The sequence below is a fragment of the Roseovarius sp. 10 genome, assembly GCF_033100315.1.
Lineage (GTDB): Bacteria > Pseudomonadota > Alphaproteobacteria > Rhodobacterales > Rhodobacteraceae > M30B80.
Genome location: NZ_JAWLVH010000001.1, coordinates 1,398,031 through 1,415,205 on the forward strand (window position 1 = coordinate 1,398,031; position 17,175 = coordinate 1,415,205).

16 protein-coding genes and 1 riboswitch are annotated in these 17,175 nt (G+C 55.7%); of the genes, 1 reads left to right on the forward strand and 15 read right to left on the reverse strand.

Annotated elements, in window-relative coordinates:
* The 13 genes from RYZ18_RS07075 to miaB form a co-directional block, all read right to left on the reverse strand.
* On the reverse strand, window positions 1-1,413 hold the full coding sequence (locus RYZ18_RS07075; protein WP_317655739.1) for a cytochrome ubiquinol oxidase subunit I: 1,413 nt from the start codon (window positions 1,411-1,413) through the stop codon (window positions 1-3).
* Window positions 1,414-1,600: 187 nt separating this feature from the next.
* Entirely contained in the window at window positions 1,601-3,280 is a 1,680-nt protein-coding gene (rpsA, locus tag RYZ18_RS07080) for a 30S ribosomal protein S1 (RefSeq protein WP_317655740.1), read from the reverse strand.
* Window positions 3,281-3,488: 208 nt separating this feature from the next.
* Window positions 3,489-4,085: a (d)CMP kinase gene (locus tag RYZ18_RS07085; protein ID WP_317655741.1), complete on the reverse strand. Its 597-nt coding sequence runs from the start codon at window positions 4,083-4,085 to the stop codon at window positions 3,489-3,491.
* Window positions 4,082-5,434, reverse strand: a complete 1,353-nt coding sequence (gene aroA, locus RYZ18_RS07090; RefSeq protein WP_317655742.1) for a 3-phosphoshikimate 1-carboxyvinyltransferase — start codon at window positions 5,432-5,434, stop codon at window positions 4,082-4,084. Before aroA ends, RYZ18_RS07085 begins: the two co-directional genes overlap by 4 nt.
* Window positions 5,435-5,510: 76 nt before the next feature.
* Window positions 5,511-6,212 (reverse strand): tRNA (guanine(46)-N(7))-methyltransferase TrmB, encoded by a 702-nt coding sequence (gene trmB, locus RYZ18_RS07095; RefSeq protein ID WP_317655743.1) that lies wholly within the window; start codon window positions 6,210-6,212, stop codon window positions 5,511-5,513.
* A gap of 59 nt (window positions 6,213-6,271) precedes the next feature.
* Window positions 6,272-7,453, reverse strand: a complete 1,182-nt coding sequence (metK, locus tag RYZ18_RS07100; protein ID WP_317655744.1) for a methionine adenosyltransferase — start codon at window positions 7,451-7,453, stop codon at window positions 6,272-6,274.
* Between the two features lie 6 nt (window positions 7,454-7,459).
* A riboswitch (SAM-SAH riboswitch) is annotated at window positions 7,460-7,509 on the reverse strand.
* 18 nt (window positions 7,510-7,527) lie between these two features.
* A complete protein-coding gene (lnt, locus tag RYZ18_RS07105) occupies window positions 7,528-9,048 on the reverse strand; it encodes an apolipoprotein N-acyltransferase (RefSeq protein ID WP_317655851.1) in 1,521 nt (506 codons plus the stop codon).
* Window positions 9,049-9,050: 2 nt separating this feature from the next.
* Entirely contained in the window at window positions 9,051-9,950 is a 900-nt protein-coding gene (locus tag RYZ18_RS07110; protein ID WP_317655745.1) for a hemolysin family protein, read from the reverse strand.
* 44 nt (window positions 9,951-9,994) lie between these two features.
* The gene (gene ybeY / locus RYZ18_RS07115; protein WP_317655746.1) at window positions 9,995-10,489 is read right to left on the reverse strand and encodes an rRNA maturation RNase YbeY; all 495 of its coding nucleotides are present in this window, start codon (window positions 10,487-10,489) and stop codon (window positions 9,995-9,997) included.
* Between the two features lie 11 nt (window positions 10,490-10,500).
* On the reverse strand, window positions 10,501-11,520 hold the full coding sequence (locus RYZ18_RS07120; protein ID WP_317655747.1) for a PhoH family protein: 1,020 nt from the start codon (window positions 11,518-11,520) through the stop codon (window positions 10,501-10,503).
* Window positions 11,521-11,644: 124 nt separating this feature from the next.
* A complete protein-coding gene (locus RYZ18_RS07125; protein ID WP_317655748.1) occupies window positions 11,645-11,974 on the reverse strand; it encodes a hypothetical protein in 330 nt (109 codons plus the stop codon).
* Window positions 11,975-11,982: 8 nt separating this feature from the next.
* The gene (locus tag RYZ18_RS07130) at window positions 11,983-12,567 is read right to left on the reverse strand and encodes an OmpA family protein (RefSeq protein ID WP_317655749.1); all 585 of its coding nucleotides are present in this window, start codon (window positions 12,565-12,567) and stop codon (window positions 11,983-11,985) included.
* Window positions 12,568-12,772: 205 nt separating this feature from the next.
* Window positions 12,773-14,095, reverse strand: a complete 1,323-nt coding sequence (gene miaB / locus RYZ18_RS07135) for a tRNA (N6-isopentenyl adenosine(37)-C2)-methylthiotransferase MiaB (RefSeq protein WP_317655750.1) — start codon at window positions 14,093-14,095, stop codon at window positions 12,773-12,775.
* A 153-nt stretch (window positions 14,096-14,248) separates the two neighbouring features.
* On the opposite strand from miaB, the gene RYZ18_RS07140 reads away from it, so the two are divergent.
* Window positions 14,249-15,133, forward strand: coding sequence for a glycosyltransferase family 2 protein (locus RYZ18_RS07140; protein WP_317655751.1), 885 nt, complete (start codon window positions 14,249-14,251; stop codon window positions 15,131-15,133).
* An 80-nt stretch (window positions 15,134-15,213) separates the two neighbouring features.
* Here the strand turns inward: RYZ18_RS07140 and RYZ18_RS07145 are convergent, their stop codons facing one another.
* A complete protein-coding gene (locus RYZ18_RS07145) occupies window positions 15,214-15,687 on the reverse strand; it encodes an Hsp20 family protein (RefSeq protein WP_317655752.1) in 474 nt (157 codons plus the stop codon).
* A gap of 153 nt (window positions 15,688-15,840) precedes the next feature.
* A complete protein-coding gene (gene glcF / locus RYZ18_RS07150) occupies window positions 15,841-17,163 on the reverse strand; it encodes a glycolate oxidase subunit GlcF (RefSeq protein ID WP_317655753.1) in 1,323 nt (440 codons plus the stop codon).
* Window positions 17,164-17,175 lie beyond the last annotated feature (12 nt).

The following is a 17,175-nucleotide window of genomic DNA, read 5'->3' on the forward strand; positions in this document are numbered from 1 at the left end:
CTATTCCCCTGCGACCAATGCAGCTTCAAGGCCCTGTTGCGGGCGTGCAGGGCGCGCCCCGCCCTGCCCCATGGCGGCCTTACGCGCAAGATAGACCAATACGCCCACATAAGCGGCCAAAAGCGCTGCGTAGATCGCCAGATAAACGATCAGCGTTCCCATCACCATCGGTGCGGGCACCTCGGCCACGGCCTCAGCGGTTGTGACCACGCCTTGCACCAACCAAGGCTGCCGCCCAATCTCGGTCGTATACCACCCCGCAAGGGTAGCCACCCATCCCGACAACGCCATTGGCACGAGCGCATAAAGCATTAGTTTTGGCAGCCCTTCGGGAGAGAGGGCTTCACCCGCAACACGCCCGCGGCGCATATAGGCCAACGCGCCCCATGACAGGAACAACATGGCAAAGCCTGTGGCCACCATCACGCGAAACGAAAAGAACACAGGCGCGACAGGCGGGTGTAGGGCCGTGCCATCCTCGGCAATAAACTCATTCAGCCCCGGAACGACCCCATCAAAACTATGAGTCAGGATCAATGAGGCGCCATTTGGGATAGCAATCTCAAAACGATTTTCGCGAGCCGCCTCATCTGGCAAAGCGAAAAGAACCAAGGGCACATTCCCTTGCGTCTCCCAATTCGCTTCCATTGCGGCAACCTTTTGCGGCTGATGTTCGAGCGTGTTAAGCCCATGTAGATCGCCCGCCAGAATTTGCAGTGGGATCAACGCAGCACCCATCACAAGACCCGTGCGAAGCATCACGCGCAGTTCTGCCGCACGATCCCCCCACAGCCAGCGCAGGGCCGCCAAGCCCGCCATCAGGAAGGCTACTGTCAGCCCTGATGCCAAAAGCATATGCAACAGGCGATAGGGCATTGAGGGGTTGAAGATAATCGCCGCCCAATCAGTGGCATGCGCCACGCCATCAATCATCTCAAACCCTGCTGGCGTGTGCATCCAACTGTTCAACACAAGAATCCAAAACGCAGACAAGGTCGTGCCGAAGGCGACCAAGCCCGTGGCCAAGATGTGCAGCCAAGCAGGCACACGGCTGGCCCCAAACAGCATGATGCCGACAAAAGCCGCCTCAAGGAAAAACGCGGTTAACACCTCGTAGGCCAATAGCGGCCCTGCAATATTGCCCACAGTTTCCATAAACCCGGGCCAATTCGTGCCGAATTGGAAGGACATGGTGATCCCAGACACCACCCCCATGGCAAAGGTCAGGGCAAAGATTTTCACCCAAAACAGATAGGCCGCCATAAACCGCGCCTCGCCCGTGCGCCAAAACCGCAGGCGGAAATACAAAAGCACCCACCCCAAGGCGATGGTGATCGTGGGAAACAAGATATGAAACGAGATATTCGCGGCAAATTGAATTCGCGACAGCAACAGCGTGTCTGCAACGTCCATCGGGCAACCTTTCGGCATAAAATCATGCATCTCTGCCCTGCCCGCATTGATGCTTAGTATTCGAGTTAGGCGCAAAAGATGAAAAATCTATGGGCTGCGACAGCCTGTCGTTCCGACAAAGAAAAAGCCCCGCTCTGCTGAGCGGGGCAATTCGATCTCATAACGGGGCCAAAGGCCCGCGTGATGATTATTCGTCTTTGTTCAATGCAGCGCCAAGGATATCGCCCAAGCTTGCACCAGAATCGGATGAGCCATACTGCTCGACCGCTTCTTTTTCTTCGGCGATTTCGCGTGCCTTGATCGACAGGCCCAGTTTGCGGGTCTTCGCATCGATATTGGTTACGCGCACATCGATCTTGTCACCAACCGAGAAACGGTCAGGGCGCTGATCACCACGGTCGCGGCTGAGGTCAGAGCGGCGAATGAAGGATTTCATGCCTTCATATTCCACTTCCAAACCGCCTTCTTCGACCGAAGTCACAACAACAGTGATGACCGAGCCACGCTTCACGCCGCCAACTGCATCTGCGAATGGATCGCCATCAACAGCTTTGATCGACAGAGAGATACGCTCTTTCTCAACGTCAACTTCGGTAACAACCGCTTTGACCATATCGCCTTTGCGGTAATCGCCGATCACATCCTCACCACGGCCTTCCCATGTCAGGTCAGACAGGTGAACCATGCCGTCAATGTCGTTGTCGAGACCGATGAACAAACCGAATTCGGTGATGTTCTTGATCTCGCCTTCAACCGCTGTGCCAACAGGATGGGTTTCTGCAAACACTTCCCATGGGTTGCGCATGGTCTGCTTGAGGCCAAGCGATACGCGGCGCTTGGAGCTGTCGATCTCCAGAACCATAACTTCGACTTCTTGGCTGGTCGAAACGATCTTGCCAGGATGCACGTTTTTCTTTGTCCAAGACATCTCGGAAACGTGCACCAGACCTTCAACGCCAGGCTCCAGCTCAACAAATGCACCGTAATCGGTGATGTTGGTGACGCGGCCCATGTGAACGGATTCAAGCGGGAATTTCGCTTCAACGGAATCCCATGGATCGTCCAACAGCTGCTTCATGCCGAGGCTGATGCGATGGGTGTCTCTGTTGACCTTGATCACCTGAACCTTCACGGTCTCACCAATTGTGAGAACCTCTTTTGGATCATTCACACGGCGCCATGCCATGTCGGTGACGTGCAACAGGCCGTCAACACCGCCCAAGTCGACAAATGCGCCGTATTCGGTGATGTTCTTGACCACACCATCCACGATGTCGCCTTCGCCCAGTTTGCCGATAACTTCGGCGCGCTGCTCGGCGCGGCTTTCCTCAAGGATTGCACGGCGGGACACAACGATATTGCCACGGCGGCGATCCATTTTCAGGATTTGGAATGGCTGCTTGAGGCCCATCAAAGGCCCTGCATCCCGCACGGGGCGCACGTCAACCTGAGACCCAGGCAAGAACGCAACAGCACCGCCAAGATCAACGGTGAAGCCACCTTTGACGCGGCCAAAGATTGCGCCATCGACACGCTCTTCTGCGGCATATGCTTTTTCCAAGCGATCCCATGCGGCTTCGCGGCGGGCCATTTCGCGGCTCAGAACCGCTTCGCCACGCGCGTTTTCCACATTGCGCAAGTAAACCTCTACCTCATCGCCTACTGCGATTTCGGGGGCCTCGCCGGGATTTGCGAATTCTTTAAGGTCGATGCGGCCTTCCATTTTGTAGCCCACATCAATGATGGCTTGGCCCGCTTCGATTGCGATGACCTTACCAGTGACAACCGCACCTTCCGCGGGGGTGTCAATCTCGAAGCTTTCATTCAGAAGGGCTTCGAATTCTTCCATAGTTGCTTTAGCGCACATAGATATTCAGTTCCTTTTCATAGAGCTATTCGGGCCATGCGGTTGTCTCCGCAGGTCTTTGGTTTCGTTTTCAATCGCCCCCTCGAAAATGATGAAGGGCCGGAGGATATCCCGACCCTGCTCAATCCGAGACGTTGACCGTCTGCTTGATTGCGTGGCTCATACAGTCATTGCGCCAGTATGACAAGGGTTTTGGCCATTTTTCACACTAGCCCTTGAGGCGAGCTGTCACATGTTCTGCCGCAAGGCGAACAGCCGCCTCAATATCCAAATCGCTGGTGTCGATCACCACCGCATCCTCGGCGGCACGCAATGGGGCATCTGCACGCGACATATCGCGGCTGTCGCGCTCAATGATCTCGTTCAAGATCTGTGCTTCATCTCCCCCAAGTTCCAAATAGCGGCGATGCGCGCGCACTTCGGGGCGGGCTGTGATGAATAATTTCAAATCCGCATCGGGGCAGATCACCGTGCCAATATCGCGCCCATCCAAAACGGCGCCGCCACTTTGACGGGCAAACTCGCGTTGAAATGTCACCAAGGCACTGCGCACCTCGGGGATCACAGCAACTTTTGAGGCGGCTTGCCCCGCCGCATGGCTGCGCAGATCAGTGCGGGCCAGATCGGCGGCTGTCAGATTTTGCGCGGCCATCTCAGGCGCGGCGCCATCAGCCACTTTTGCCCCAACGGCCCGATAAAGCAGGCCTGTATCGAGATGGGCAAAGCCAAATTGATCAGCCAAGCGGCGGCTAATCGTGCCCTTACCTGCGGCCGCAGGCCCATCAATGGCGACCGTGAAAATCAAACGTCCACCTCGCCAAGCGTGGCGCCAAGCCCCCGCATCAGGTCAATGAAGATGGGGAATGAAGTCGTAATTGGCCCGCCATCATCAATTTGCACGGGCTCTTTCGTGGACAGCCCCAAGCACAAGAAAGACATGGCGATCCGATGATCCAAATGCGTTGCACATATCGCGCCGCCTTGCACACCGCCCGCACCGCGACCCTGCACAATCCACCAATCAGGGCCATCCTCCACCTCAACCCCATTTGCGCGCAGACCTGTGGCCATGGCATCAATGCGGTCGCTTTCCTTGACGCGCAGTTCTTTGACCCCGCGCATCACAGTCGCGCCCGTGGCATTCGCGGCCACGACCGACAGAATTGGGTATTCATCAATCATACTTGCGGCGCGCTCAGGCGGAACTTCGATCCCCTTGAGATCAGGTGAGAAACGCGCACGGATGTCTGCCATAGGCTCTCCGCCTTCATCGCGGATGTTTTCATAGGTCAAATCCGCCCCCATCTCGATCAGGGTTTCAAACAAACCTGCGCGGGTGGGGTTAAGTCCGATATTTGGCACCAATACATCTGAACCTTCCGTGATCAGCGCCGCACAAATTGGGAAGGCCGCGGAGGAGGGATCACGGGGCACAGTGATATCTTGAGGGCGCAATTCTGGTTGGCCCTCTAGGGTGATCACACGGCCCTCATCGGTCTGCTCGCTCGTAATCGTTGCGCCAAAACCCGCAAGCATCCGTTCGGTATGGTCCCGCGTGGCCTCTTCTTCGATGACCACAGTTTGTCCGCGCACATTCAAGCCCGCCAACAGAACCGCAGATTTGACCTGTGCTGAGGGCACAGGCAACTTATAGCGCACAGGCACGGGGGTTTCCGCACCGATAATCGTCATCGGCAAGCGCCCGCCTGAGCGCCCAAAGGCCTGTGCACCAAAAAGAGCGAGCGGGTCTGTGACCCGTGCCATGGGGCGCTTATTAAGGCTTGCATCGCCTGTAAAGGTGGCGGCAATTGGGGTTGTGGCCATAGCCCCCATAATCAGACGCACGCCTGTGCCAGAATTGCCGCAATCAATCACATGATCAGGCTCGGCAAAGCCGCCAACACCAACGCCGTCCACATGCCACTCGCCATCCGCAACACGCGTGACGCGGGCACCAAAGGAGGCCATCGCCTTGGCCGTATCCAAAACATCTTGCCCCTCAAGTAACCCTTTGATGCGCGTTTGCCCAATGGCCATCGCCCCAAAAATAAGGCTGCGATGCGAGATGGATTTATCGCCTGGCACATGCGCCTCGCCCGACAAACCCGCGGATTTCCGCGCCTGCATTTTGATAGGTTTTCCGTGGGCAGACATGCTTCATTCCCTCGCAAATTAACTTGGCCCATCTGATAGCGGTGACAGCCCGCCGCGTCCACAGGCTTTGGGGGTATTACCCCAATCGGCGGAAGGTCAGATAATGGGGAACCCGCCCCTCCCGCAGGGCTTTTTGTTCGTAACGGGTGGAAATCCAATCGCCCCAAGGTTTGCGCCAATCCTCTGGCCCTTCGGCCAACCATTCAAACCCTGCCTTTGGAACTTCCTCCAATGTCTGGCGGACATAGTCGGGAATATCGGTTGCAACCCGAAAAATCGCGCCGGGCTGCAAAACCCGCGCTAAAGGTTCCAAATGCTCGGGCGTGACGAAACGGCGGCGATGGTGGCGTTTCTTCGGCCACGGATCAGGATAAAGCAAAAACGCACGCGCTATTGATGCATCAGGCAGCACATCAAACATATCGCGCACGTCGCCCGGAAAAACCCGCAGATTGGCGACACCGCTGGCGCGAATTTTGCCAAGTAGCATGGCCACGCCATTGATATAGGGCTCGCAACCAATCAATCCGACATTGGGGTTCAGCGCGGCTTGGTGCACCATGTGCTCGCCGCCGCCAAACCCAACCTCAAGCCAAACATCGCGCCCGCCAAACAGCGTCTCAAGATCAAGGGCTGTGCGATCGGGGTTCTCATCCCAATCAACCGCGCCAGGACTAAGCTTGGCCAAGTCCTGTTCCAAATAGGCTTCTTGGCTGTCGCGCAGGTTATGCCCTTTACGGCGGCCATAGAAATTGCGGTAGGGTCTGGCTTCGGTCATCTTTGAAAGAAGGCCCCAACCAAATCGGTCAGGGCCATACTCCATCTGCAAGGTTCAAATTAGAGCGCGGATTTGATCGCATCGACCAAATCAGTGCGCTCCCACGAGAAGCCACCATCTGCCTCGGGGGCGCGGCCAAAATGGCCATAGGCCGCAGTGCGCTGGAAGATTGGCTTATTCAAACCCAAATGCAGGCGAATGCCGCGTGGGGTCAGGTTCATCGCCTGCGCCACGGCGCGCTCAATCGCGGCCTCATCGACATTGCCGGTGCCATGTGTGTCGGCATAGATCGACAAGGGCTTGGCCACACCAATCGCATAGGACAGCTGAATAGTGCAGCGATCTGCAAGACCCGCAGCCACCACGTTTTTCGCCAAATAGCGCGCCGCATAGGCGGCTGAGCGATCCACCTTGGTTGGATCTTTGCCCGAGAACGCACCGCCGCCATGTGGGGCCGCGCCACCATAGGTGTCTACGATGATCTTGCGCCCTGTGAGACCCGCATCGCCATCGGGGCCACCAATGACGAATTTACCCGTTGGGTTAACGTGCCATTCTGTAGCGGCGGTCAACCACCCCTCGGGCAGCACTTCGCGGATATACGGCTCGACCAAGTCCCGCACATCAGCGGAGGTCATGCTTTCGTCCAAATGCTGTGTCGACAAAACCAAGGAAGTGATTTCAACTGGCTTGCCATCCTCATAGCGCACAGAAAGCTGCGATTTCGCATCTGGCCCAAGCTGCGGGGCCGCGCCCGATTTGCGTGCCTCAGCCAAACGGCGCAGGATCGCATGGGAATATTGGATCGGGGCGGGCATCAGATCAGGGGTTTCATTGGTGGCAAAGCCAAACATGATCCCTTGGTCGCCTGCACCCTCGTCTTTATCCTCTGCGGCGTTCACGCCTTGTGCGATATGGGCGGATTGCTCGTGCAAGAGGTTGGTGATCTCACAGGTTTTCCAATGGAATTTGTCCTGCTCATACCCAATGTCGCGGATACACGCGCGGGCGATATCTTCGATACGGCCCATGTAGTCGCGCAGCTTATCTTGGTCGGACAAACCAACCTCGCCACCGATCACAACGCGATTGGTCGTGGCGAAAGTCTCGCAGGCAACACGCGCTTCTGGTTCTTCGGACAAAAACGCGTCCAAGACCGCATCAGAGATACGATCGCATACTTTATCAGGATGACCTTCCGAAACGGATTCGGAGGTGAAAACATAGTGCTTACGGGACATGATAAGTGCTCCATTGGGGTTAAAGCCGCCACGTCAGGAAGCCGTTGTGGGGCCAAGATTGCGCCGCTTTATCTTCAAGTGCGGGTGGGATCAACCATATCAACACGCCGCTTGCGCAAAAATGCGCCCAAGAGCCCCAAAAGCATCACCCCATAAGCTACATCCCCAAACCGCGCATAAAGGGTCGGGGGTAAGGATGGGGGCAAGGTGGCATCAATCACACCCATCTCTCCCATTCCCAAAGCAGATACGATTTCGCCACGCGCATCTATCACGGCGCTGACACCTGTATTGGCGGCGCGCAAAACGGGCAAACCTTGCTCTGCTGCGCGCAGCTGAAGCAGGGCCAAGTGCTGGTACGGGCCTGAAAACTGACCAAACCACGCATCATTGGTGGCATGGAACATCCAATCAGGGCGTGGCACATCCGTGATATAATGCGGGAAAATCGCCTCGTAACAGACCATCGGGAACACGGTTCCAATATCTGCGCCGAGGTCAAAGACCTGTGGCCCTGACCCGCGTGAGAAACTTAGACCCATGCGATTTGCGAGCCCGTGTAGCCCCATCTCGCGCGCAAGGGATTGCAAGGGCATATATTCCCCGAAAGGCACCAAATGATGCTTATCATAGGTTGCAGTCACTGCGCCGGTTTGATCCACCAGTGCAAGGGAGTTATAGGCAACCTCCCCCTCAAGACGTTGTGCGCCCAAAATCAACAGGCCGCCGCCTGCAGCAGAGGCCAGATCTTGGCGGATGGTTTCGGTATTCTCCAAGAGCGAAGTTAAAACCGTTTCGGGATAAAGCATCAAATCGGGCCGTGCGCCCCCTGCCTCACGGACGGGCAGAGCGGTGAGATCCAGAATCCGATCTTGAAAAAACGGCTTCATCTCAGGCCGCCATTTGAGGTCTTGTGCAGCATTGGGTTGAATGATGCGGATGAGCGGCGCATCTGGGGCCGCCTGTGGCGCGGGAAAGACTGGCATGAACACCCAAAGCGCCACAATGCCGCCCAACAGCCCCCCAACGAAACGCCACGCGCCGTTCATTGTAAAATGGGCCAAAAGACCCGCAGCACTGAGCAACAGGAGGCCCATCCCATGCGCACCGATGACCCCCGCCAAAATCCGCAAATTGGTGCCAATCATGGCGTGGCCAAACATTGCCCAAGGAAACCCCGTCAGGATATAGGCGCGCAGATATTCCCCGAATGACAGCGCCAGAACAATCGCCATGATGCGGGCCGCACGGCCTTGGGGCCGGGCCAAGGCGCATATCGCCCAGACGGGCAGTGCGAAAAACAGAGCCAACCCACCTGATAAGCCCAAAATCGCGAAAGGGGCCATCCACCCCTCTTGCGCTGCATAGACCATGAAGGGCTCGACAATCCAATGCAGCGCAAGGATGAAGTAGCCCAATCCCCCCCAAAACGCGGAAACCGCCGCGGCCTTGGAGGTTGGTGATTGGGCCAAGAGATAGATCAAAGCGCCCAAACCCAATGGGGTCGCGATGAGTATGTTAAACGGCGCAATGCCCAGAGCCGCGCCGAAACCTGCGCAAAATGCCAACAGACGCGGATCGCGCAGCCGTGTCATGATCACGCAGCGTCACCTTTGGGCAATCGCACACGCAACCGTTTGATCCGCCGCGCATCGGCATCGACAACCTCAAACTCGGCGCCAGAAGGGTGCGGAACGATTTCCCCGCGCGCGGGAATACGCCCCGTCAGTTTGAACACCAAACCACCAAGGGTGTCGATTTCCTCATCTTCGTCAGTGTCCAGCAGTTTGATCCCAATCTCGGCTTCAAACTCGTCTAAAGGGGCGCGGGCAAGGGCGAGATAAGCGCCTGATTTCTCATGGCTCCATGGGCTGTCTTCTTCGACATCATGCTCATCTTCAATCTCACCGATGACCTGTTCGATCAAATCTTCGATGGTCACCAAACCATCGACACCGCCATATTCATCAATCACCAAAGCCATATGGGTGCGCTCGGTCTGCATTTTTTGCAGAAGCACCCCAATCGGCATGGAGGGCGGCGCATAAAGCAAGGGCCGCAGCATAGAGCGTAAATCGAAATCGCCGTCCGACTTGTGAAAGCCATGGCCTAAAGCAACGTCTTTCAAATGGACGAGGCCGATGGGGCTATCGAGGGTGCCATCGTAAACTGGCAGGCGCGTGTTGCCGCTTTCGCGAAACACCGCGATGAGATCGTCAAGGCTGATATCAGCGGGCACCGCTGTGATCTCGACACGCGGGATCGACACATCCTCGACCCGCAAACGGCGCAGATTGGACATGCCAAATTGCGCAAAGGATTTACCCTCGCTTGCGGGGTGGCTCAGGCTTTCGCCTTCGGCATGATCTGCATGATCGGGGTCTGATGGGCTAGACCCAAAAAGACGGGAGAAGAAACTTTGCCTTTGCGGCAGAGGCTCGTCATCAAGGGGCGCGCTTTGCGCCGCGATAGACGAGGGTTCGGGATTTGAGCTCATAGCCCCTTTCCAAGGTTACACTGACAAAACTTGTGCCATCCGCCCTAATATGGGTCAGCAACCCCCAGTCTGGCAAGGATGCGTGTCTCTAAACTTTCCATCACCGTGGCATCGGGATCATTTATATGATCAAATCCCAACAAATGAAGGATCGAATGAACCATCAAATGGGTCAAATGATCATCAAAATCTTTGCCCTGCTCCTCCGCCTCGCGGGCGCAAGTCTCATAGGCGACTGCAATATCGCCCAATTCATGTGGTGGGCCATCCGCGGCGGGGGTCGGCAATTGGGGCATTTGACCAAGGGGCAGGTCAATCTCTTCTGCGGGCCAAGACAACACATTGGTCGATGTCGGCTTGCCGCGAAAATCGCTGTTTAGGGTTGCGATGCGGGTATCGTCACAGGCCAAAACTGAAACTGCAAACCGCGCAGGATCAAGCCTAAGCTCGGCACATATACCTTCTGCCGCGCGCGCAGTGACATCTTCAATGTCACAGGCCTGCCACGCAGGGGTTTCAATCAGAATGTCAATTTCCATGCGCCTTGCGCCTAACCTTTAACCTCATCGGCGTCATAGGCCTCGATAATCTTGGCGACCATCGGATGACGCACCACATCTTTTGCGGTGAAATAGTTAAAGCTGATCCCTGAGACAGCACCCAAAATGCGTTCGGCCTCAGCAAGGCCAGAATTTACGCCACGCGGCAAATCAACCTGACTGCGATCACCCGTGATAACCATGCGGCTGCCGCGTCCCAGACGGGTCAAGAACATCTTCATTTGCATTGTGGTTGCGTTTTGGGCTTCGTCCAAAACGACATAGGCATTGGCCAATGTCCGCCCCCGCATGAACGCCAAAGGTGCAATTTCAATGGTTTTTTCTTCCATCAATTTCTGCAATTGCCGACCGGGCAGAAAATCGTGCAGCGCATCATAAAGGGGCTGCATATAGGGATCGACCTTGTCCTTCATATCCCCAGGCAAGAATCCCAAACGCTCGCCCGCTTCCACAGCAGGGCGCGACAAGATGATCCGATCCACATGGCCATTGATCAAGCGGTTTACAGCGACAGCAACCGCCAAATAGGTTTTACCCGTTCCCGCTGGGCCAATCCCAAAGGCCAGTTCGTTTTTTAGCAAGTTTTGAACATAGGCTTTTTGCGCATCGGTGCGGGGCTCGACCGTTTTCTTGCGGGTGCCGATTTCCAACGAGGATGCACCAAACATTTCAATCTGGTCACCTGCGCGAACGCCTGTCCCCTCAACAGAGCCACGCATACGGATTGCGCCCTCGACATCTTCGGCCTCTACTGATTTTCCTGCCTCTAATCGCGCGTAGAGACTGCCCAAAACTTCGGCCGCGCGCTCCCGCGCCTCGCCATGCACGGCCAATTGGTTGCCACGGCGAATGATCTGCACCGACAGCGTTGTTTCAATTTGCGTGAGATTTCGGTCGAATTCTCCACAAAGGTCGATCAGAAGGCGATTGTCAGGAAAGCTCAGCTGCAAATCCGCAGGGGGGCCAGATTTAGGGGTGGCGGGTGCGCTCAACGTGGACAATGCCAACATACTCTCCTTCGCTCAGAGAAGATTCCTGAGTTGAGAGTGCCAAGCCCTCGCAGCCAAATCAATAGCTAGTGTGATATGCACGAAAATTTCACATATCTAGGCGACAGCTGACCGATTTTTGCGCCTAGAACAGACCAGCAGAGCGAATATCAGGCACAACCCCACCTGTAGCGTAGTCACCAACAACTGAATTTGGCGGCGCAACAGCCGTGCAAACAGGCAAGCCAGACACGGGATCACGGCGGCGCGACCAATACCCTTCCGCGCCATCGTCAATCATCCAAATGTGGCAACCATCAGGGTCGACATAGATGGCGGCCTGTAATTGGCTAAGGTCTTTTGCGTCAAAACCGCGATCACGATTGCTCGCAATTGGGCGGTCTAGACCTGAACAGCCCGACAAAACTGTAGCCGCCCCAATTAGGGCAATCGCCAAATATCGCTGACGCATCATGGCCCCCTTCATCTATAACATACGATTTCAACGCGGCGGTTGCGCTGCATATTGGAGGCGCTGTCATTGGGTGCAATTGGTCGGCGTTCGCCATAGCCAATTTCACGCGCCACGCGCGCCCCAACACCGCGCGCCACATTGGCCACCGATTCGGCGCGGGCCTGGGAGAGGCGGATATTGTATTCATCTGAGGCGCGCGCATCAGTATGCCCATAAATCGCATAGGCAAACGCACCCGCCGAGCGGAAAAACTGTTCCAACTGCGCGCGACCATTTGCGGTCAAATGCGCGCTGTCTGTCGCGAAAAGAACATCGCTATTCGTCACTGCGCAGGTGTTGACGCGCATGCAGACAGGCATCCCCGTTTGGGGATTCACACGTCCCTCCATGTAGCCCTCAAGACCGCCATCGGCGACCCAATGCATACAGCCGTCAGGATCAATCCAGATCCCCGGCTGCACGCGACCAGAAATAGCCCCACTCTGCGCTGCCGCGAATTGTGGCACAAAGGCAAGCAGCCCAATCGCCAAAAACCGCACAGCATGTGCCATTCCATGTTGGATAAAGCTGTTCAAAAGCACGCCCAATCTCAAAATTCTTTCCCTGCGACCATCCCGCTAAAATGCGGAAGAGTGGTTAACAGCGCGATTATTCGAGAGAATATCCGAGCAATTTCGCTTCGGAAAGAAAAATATATCAATATTTAGATATAAATAGAGAAACAATCTCAACAAATTGTGAGAAATTGTTCCTGTTGGGGCATCCTACCCGCCGAAGGCCACCCCAGACATCCGCAGACTATACCAACGCGCCTGTCAAGGAATTGGTGGCAGACTTAATGATTCGAACCATTGCCACTTGACCAATTAATTCAGCAGGCGCGACAGCATGAACCGAATGCAAATAGCCCGATTTTCCAATCAATTGCCCCTCTTGGCGCCCATGCTTTTCAAACAGAACTGGCAGTTCGCGCCCCACCATGCCGTCTTGAGCCGCCCTTTGTTGTTCGGTCAAAAGCGCCTGCAGTTCTTGCAAACGGGAATCTGCAATCTCAGGCGCAACATCTGCACGCTCGGCCGCGGGCGTGCCGGGACGCGCGGAATATTTGAAGGAATAGGCCTGTCCGTAATTCACTTTGCGCACCAAATCCATCGTTTGCGCAAAATCTTCATCTGTCTCGCCGGGGAAGCCCACGATGAAATCCCCTGACAGCAACAAATCAGGGCGCGCGTCACGGATGCGTGCGATCAGGTCGAGATAGTCCTGCGCGGTATGTTTGCGATTCATCGCTTTGAGAATACGATCAGACCCCGATTGCACAGGCAAATGAAGATAGGGCATCAGCTTATCACAATCGCCAAAAGCCGCGATCAGGTCATCTTCCATGTCATTGGGGTGCGATGTGGTAAAGCGGATACGCGCCAAATCTTCGATTTTCGCCAATTCACGGATCAGGCGCGCAAGCCCCCATTCACGCCCATCCTCATCTTGGCCGTGATAGGCATTCACATTTTGCCCCAAAAGCGTGATTTCGCGCACGCCGCGTTCGACCAGATCGCGCGCCTCCCCCAAAATGCGCGCAACGGGGCGACTGACCTCAGCGCCGCGGGTATAGGGCACAACGCAAAACGCACAGAATTTGTCGCAGCCTTCCTGCACCGTTAAAAACGCACAAGGCCCGCGCTTGGCACGGCGATCTTTTGGCAGATGCAGAAACTTATCTTCTTCGGGGAAATCCGTATCAAGGGCCTTTTCCCCTGCCTCAACCGCGCGCATCATGGCAGGAAGGCGGTGATAGGTTTGCGGGCCAACGACCAAGTCCACAATCGGTTGACGGCGCATAATCTCTTCGCCTTCGGCCTGCGCGACACAGCCCGCAACACCAATTTTCACATTGGGGTTGTCATCGCGCAAAGGTTTCAGGCGGCCCAATTCCGAATAGATCTTTTCCGATGCCTTCTCGCGAATGTGGCACGTATTCAGCAGGATCATATCCGCTTCTTCCGCACTGCCCACCTGCTCATAACCCTGACCAGACAGCGCCTCTGCCATACGCTCGCTGTCATAGACATTCATCTGGCAGCCATAGGTTTTCACGAATAGCTTTTTGGGTTCAGTCATTGCACGGGGCCTTTTTCGCAGATCGCAGCACAGGGTCATTTAGCCCAAGAGCGGGCGCACATCAACGCATGTGACCCATTGCAATAGACCACAAAGCCCCGCAAATTGGGGTTGGGTTACAAAAATTTCAGAATTGGTCGGAATAAACCGCATATGCAGATCAAAGACTATGCATCTTTGGCCGAATTTCGCCGCCTGCCGCGGGGCGGGTTTGGCAAGGGGCCTTTTGCAATTTTGATTGCAGAGGATCGGGTTGAATTGGCCTCGACACTGTCTCATTTGATGCAATTGGGGTTTCGCCATGTGTTCATCGCAGCCCCCACTGGTTTGGACATTACCCCCGAGACAGAGGGGCACGCCCCAAACACTGTTTCGATTATTCGCGCGCAAACCCGCCGCGCAGATGCCGCTGCCAGTCTTGTGAATGCGCTGATCCCTCTCGTGCCAAATGAATGGGTTCATTACTGCTATAACGCTGAATATTTCTTTTACCCGTTCTGCGAGGATCGCACTGTGGGAGAAATGGCAGCCTTTATCGCGGAAGAACGCCGCGACTGCGCGCTGACCTATGTGATTGATCTCTACGCACAAGACCTGAACATCGCACCAAATGCCGTGAACCTAGATCATGCCATGCTCGACAGTGCAGGGTATTTTGCCGATGCGCGCCGTGATGAAACGGGCCGCGCTAAGGATCGCCAACATGATTTTTTTGGCGGTTTACGCTGGCGCTTTGAGGAACATGTTCCCAAAGAACGGCGGCGCATTGATCGGATCGGGTTCTTTCGGGCGAAGGAAGGGCTGCAAATGTTCGAAGATCATCGTCTCAGTGACGAGGAAATGAACACTTTTGCGTGCCAATGGCACCATTCCATCACCGCAACCATCTGTTCGTTTCGCGTGGCCAAAGCACTGCGCAGCAATGCAGGGTCTCGCTATGATATCGGGGATTTTCGCTGGCACCGCTCAAAGCGGTTCCAATGGTCTAGTCAGCAATTGATGGATTTGGGGCTGATGGAACCAGGGCAATGGTTCTAGGGCCACGCCCAGTCCTGCCACCGATCACCGCCTGCGCGCGCGAGGGAGGGCGCACGCGCAGGGGTGTCTGAAGGTCTGTCTCAGACCTCTATATCTGTCACTTCAAGTGCAGGTGTTTGTTTGGATGCCTTGCCAGATGTGATTGCAATCTGACGCGGTTTTTTTGCCTCTGGCACCTCACGCAAGAGATCGACATGCAACATGCCGTTCTCATGGCTTGCTTGGGTCACGCGCACATGATCGGCCAATTGGAACCGCTTCTCAAAAGCGCGGGTCGCAATGCCACGATGCAAATAGGTGCGGGCGGTGTCGTCTTTCTCTTTGCGGGCCGCGATGACCAGTTCCGTCTCGCGTTGCTCAACACGCAATTCAGCCTCTGAAAAACCCGCAACAGCGATTGAGATGCGATAGGTATTCTCATCGGTTTTTTCGATATTATAGGGGGGATAGCTGTTCGCGCCCGTTTCCTGCGTCAGCAGGCTGTCTAACAAATCGGCCATTCGATCAAAGCCGACAGTGGCGCGGTATAGGGGGGTTAGGTCGTAGTTTCGCATAGGACATCCTCCATCAGAAGCGATACCAAGGTTTTCGTGGCGCTCTACATCATGAGACACGCCAACAAAGGTTCAGGTCGGCCCGCTTGGCGGCACCGACCGTTCTGATATTGGAAGCAGCTGTTCGCGTTTCAAGACCCTTGAAACAGGGATTTAGCGCAAGATTGGCACAGGCATTTCCTGCGGTGCGCGCGATATCGCAGGCGGTTTCGGCCCACCTGTGGCCCAATCCAGCAACTCGACCGTATGCACCACAGGATGCCCTGTGCCTGACCCAATTTGCATCATGCAGCCGATATTGCCCGCAGCAATCACATCGGGCTGCAGGGCCTCAAGCGTGCGGATTTTGCGCGCCTTGAGCTTGCCCGAGATTTCAGGTTGCATCAGGTTATATGTGCCTGCCGATCCACAGCATAGGTGACTGTCGGCAGGTTCCAGCACCGTGAACCCCGCGGCTCTGAGCAAATCCTTCGGCGCAGTTTTCACCTTTTGCCCATGTTGCAGCGAACAGGCCGCATGATAGGCCACGTTCAAATCTTCAGGGGCTTTGGCGGCAGACAAGTCCAACTTTTGCAGAAGCTCCGAAATATCCATCGCAAGACCTGATATCGTTGCAGCATCTTCCGCCAAAGGATCATTGCGGAACATATGTCCGTAATCCTTGACTGTGGTTCCACAGCCAGACGTGTTGATCACAATCGCGTCCAAACCTGCGCCGCGCGCCTCGCGCATCCATGCTTTGATATTGGCTGCCGCAAAGCCATGCGATTCCGTCTCGCGGCCCATGTGATGGGTCAAGGCCCCACAGCAGCCTGCACCTTCGGCCACAACCACCTCGCAGCCCAAACGGCGCAACAGGCGAATTGTGGCATCGTTGATATCCGTATTCAGCGCCCGTTGTGCGCATCCCGTCATCAAAGCAACCCGCATTTTGCGCGCGCCATGCGGCGCAAAACTTTGTGCATCATCATTGCGACTAACGGGCGGGATTTGCGCAGGCACCATGTTCAACATCGCCTTGAGCCGCGCATCGGGCATCAAAAAGGCAAAAGGCCGCCCAATCTTCGCCCCCAAAAGTGCAAGGCGAAACCGTGTCGGATAGGGCAGAATTTTCGCCAAGGCAAAGCGCAGAACACGATCCATAAAGGGGCGCTTATAGGTGCGCTCAATATGGGCGCGGGCGTGGTCGACCAAATGCATGTAATGCACCCCCGAAGGGCAGGTGGTCATGCAGGCCAAACAGGACAAACAGCGGTCAATATGTTTGACGGTCTTTGCGTCTGCTGGACGCCCAGATTCAAGCATATCCTTGATCAGGTAAATCCGCCCACGCGGACTGTCCAATTCATCGCCCAACACTTGATAGGTTGGGCAAGTGGCCGTGCAAAATCCGCAATGGACACAGGCGCGCAAAATCTCGTTCGAGCGCGCAGTGGCGGGATCAGCAAGCTGTTCTGGGGTGAATGTCGTCTGCATGGCGAAACACGC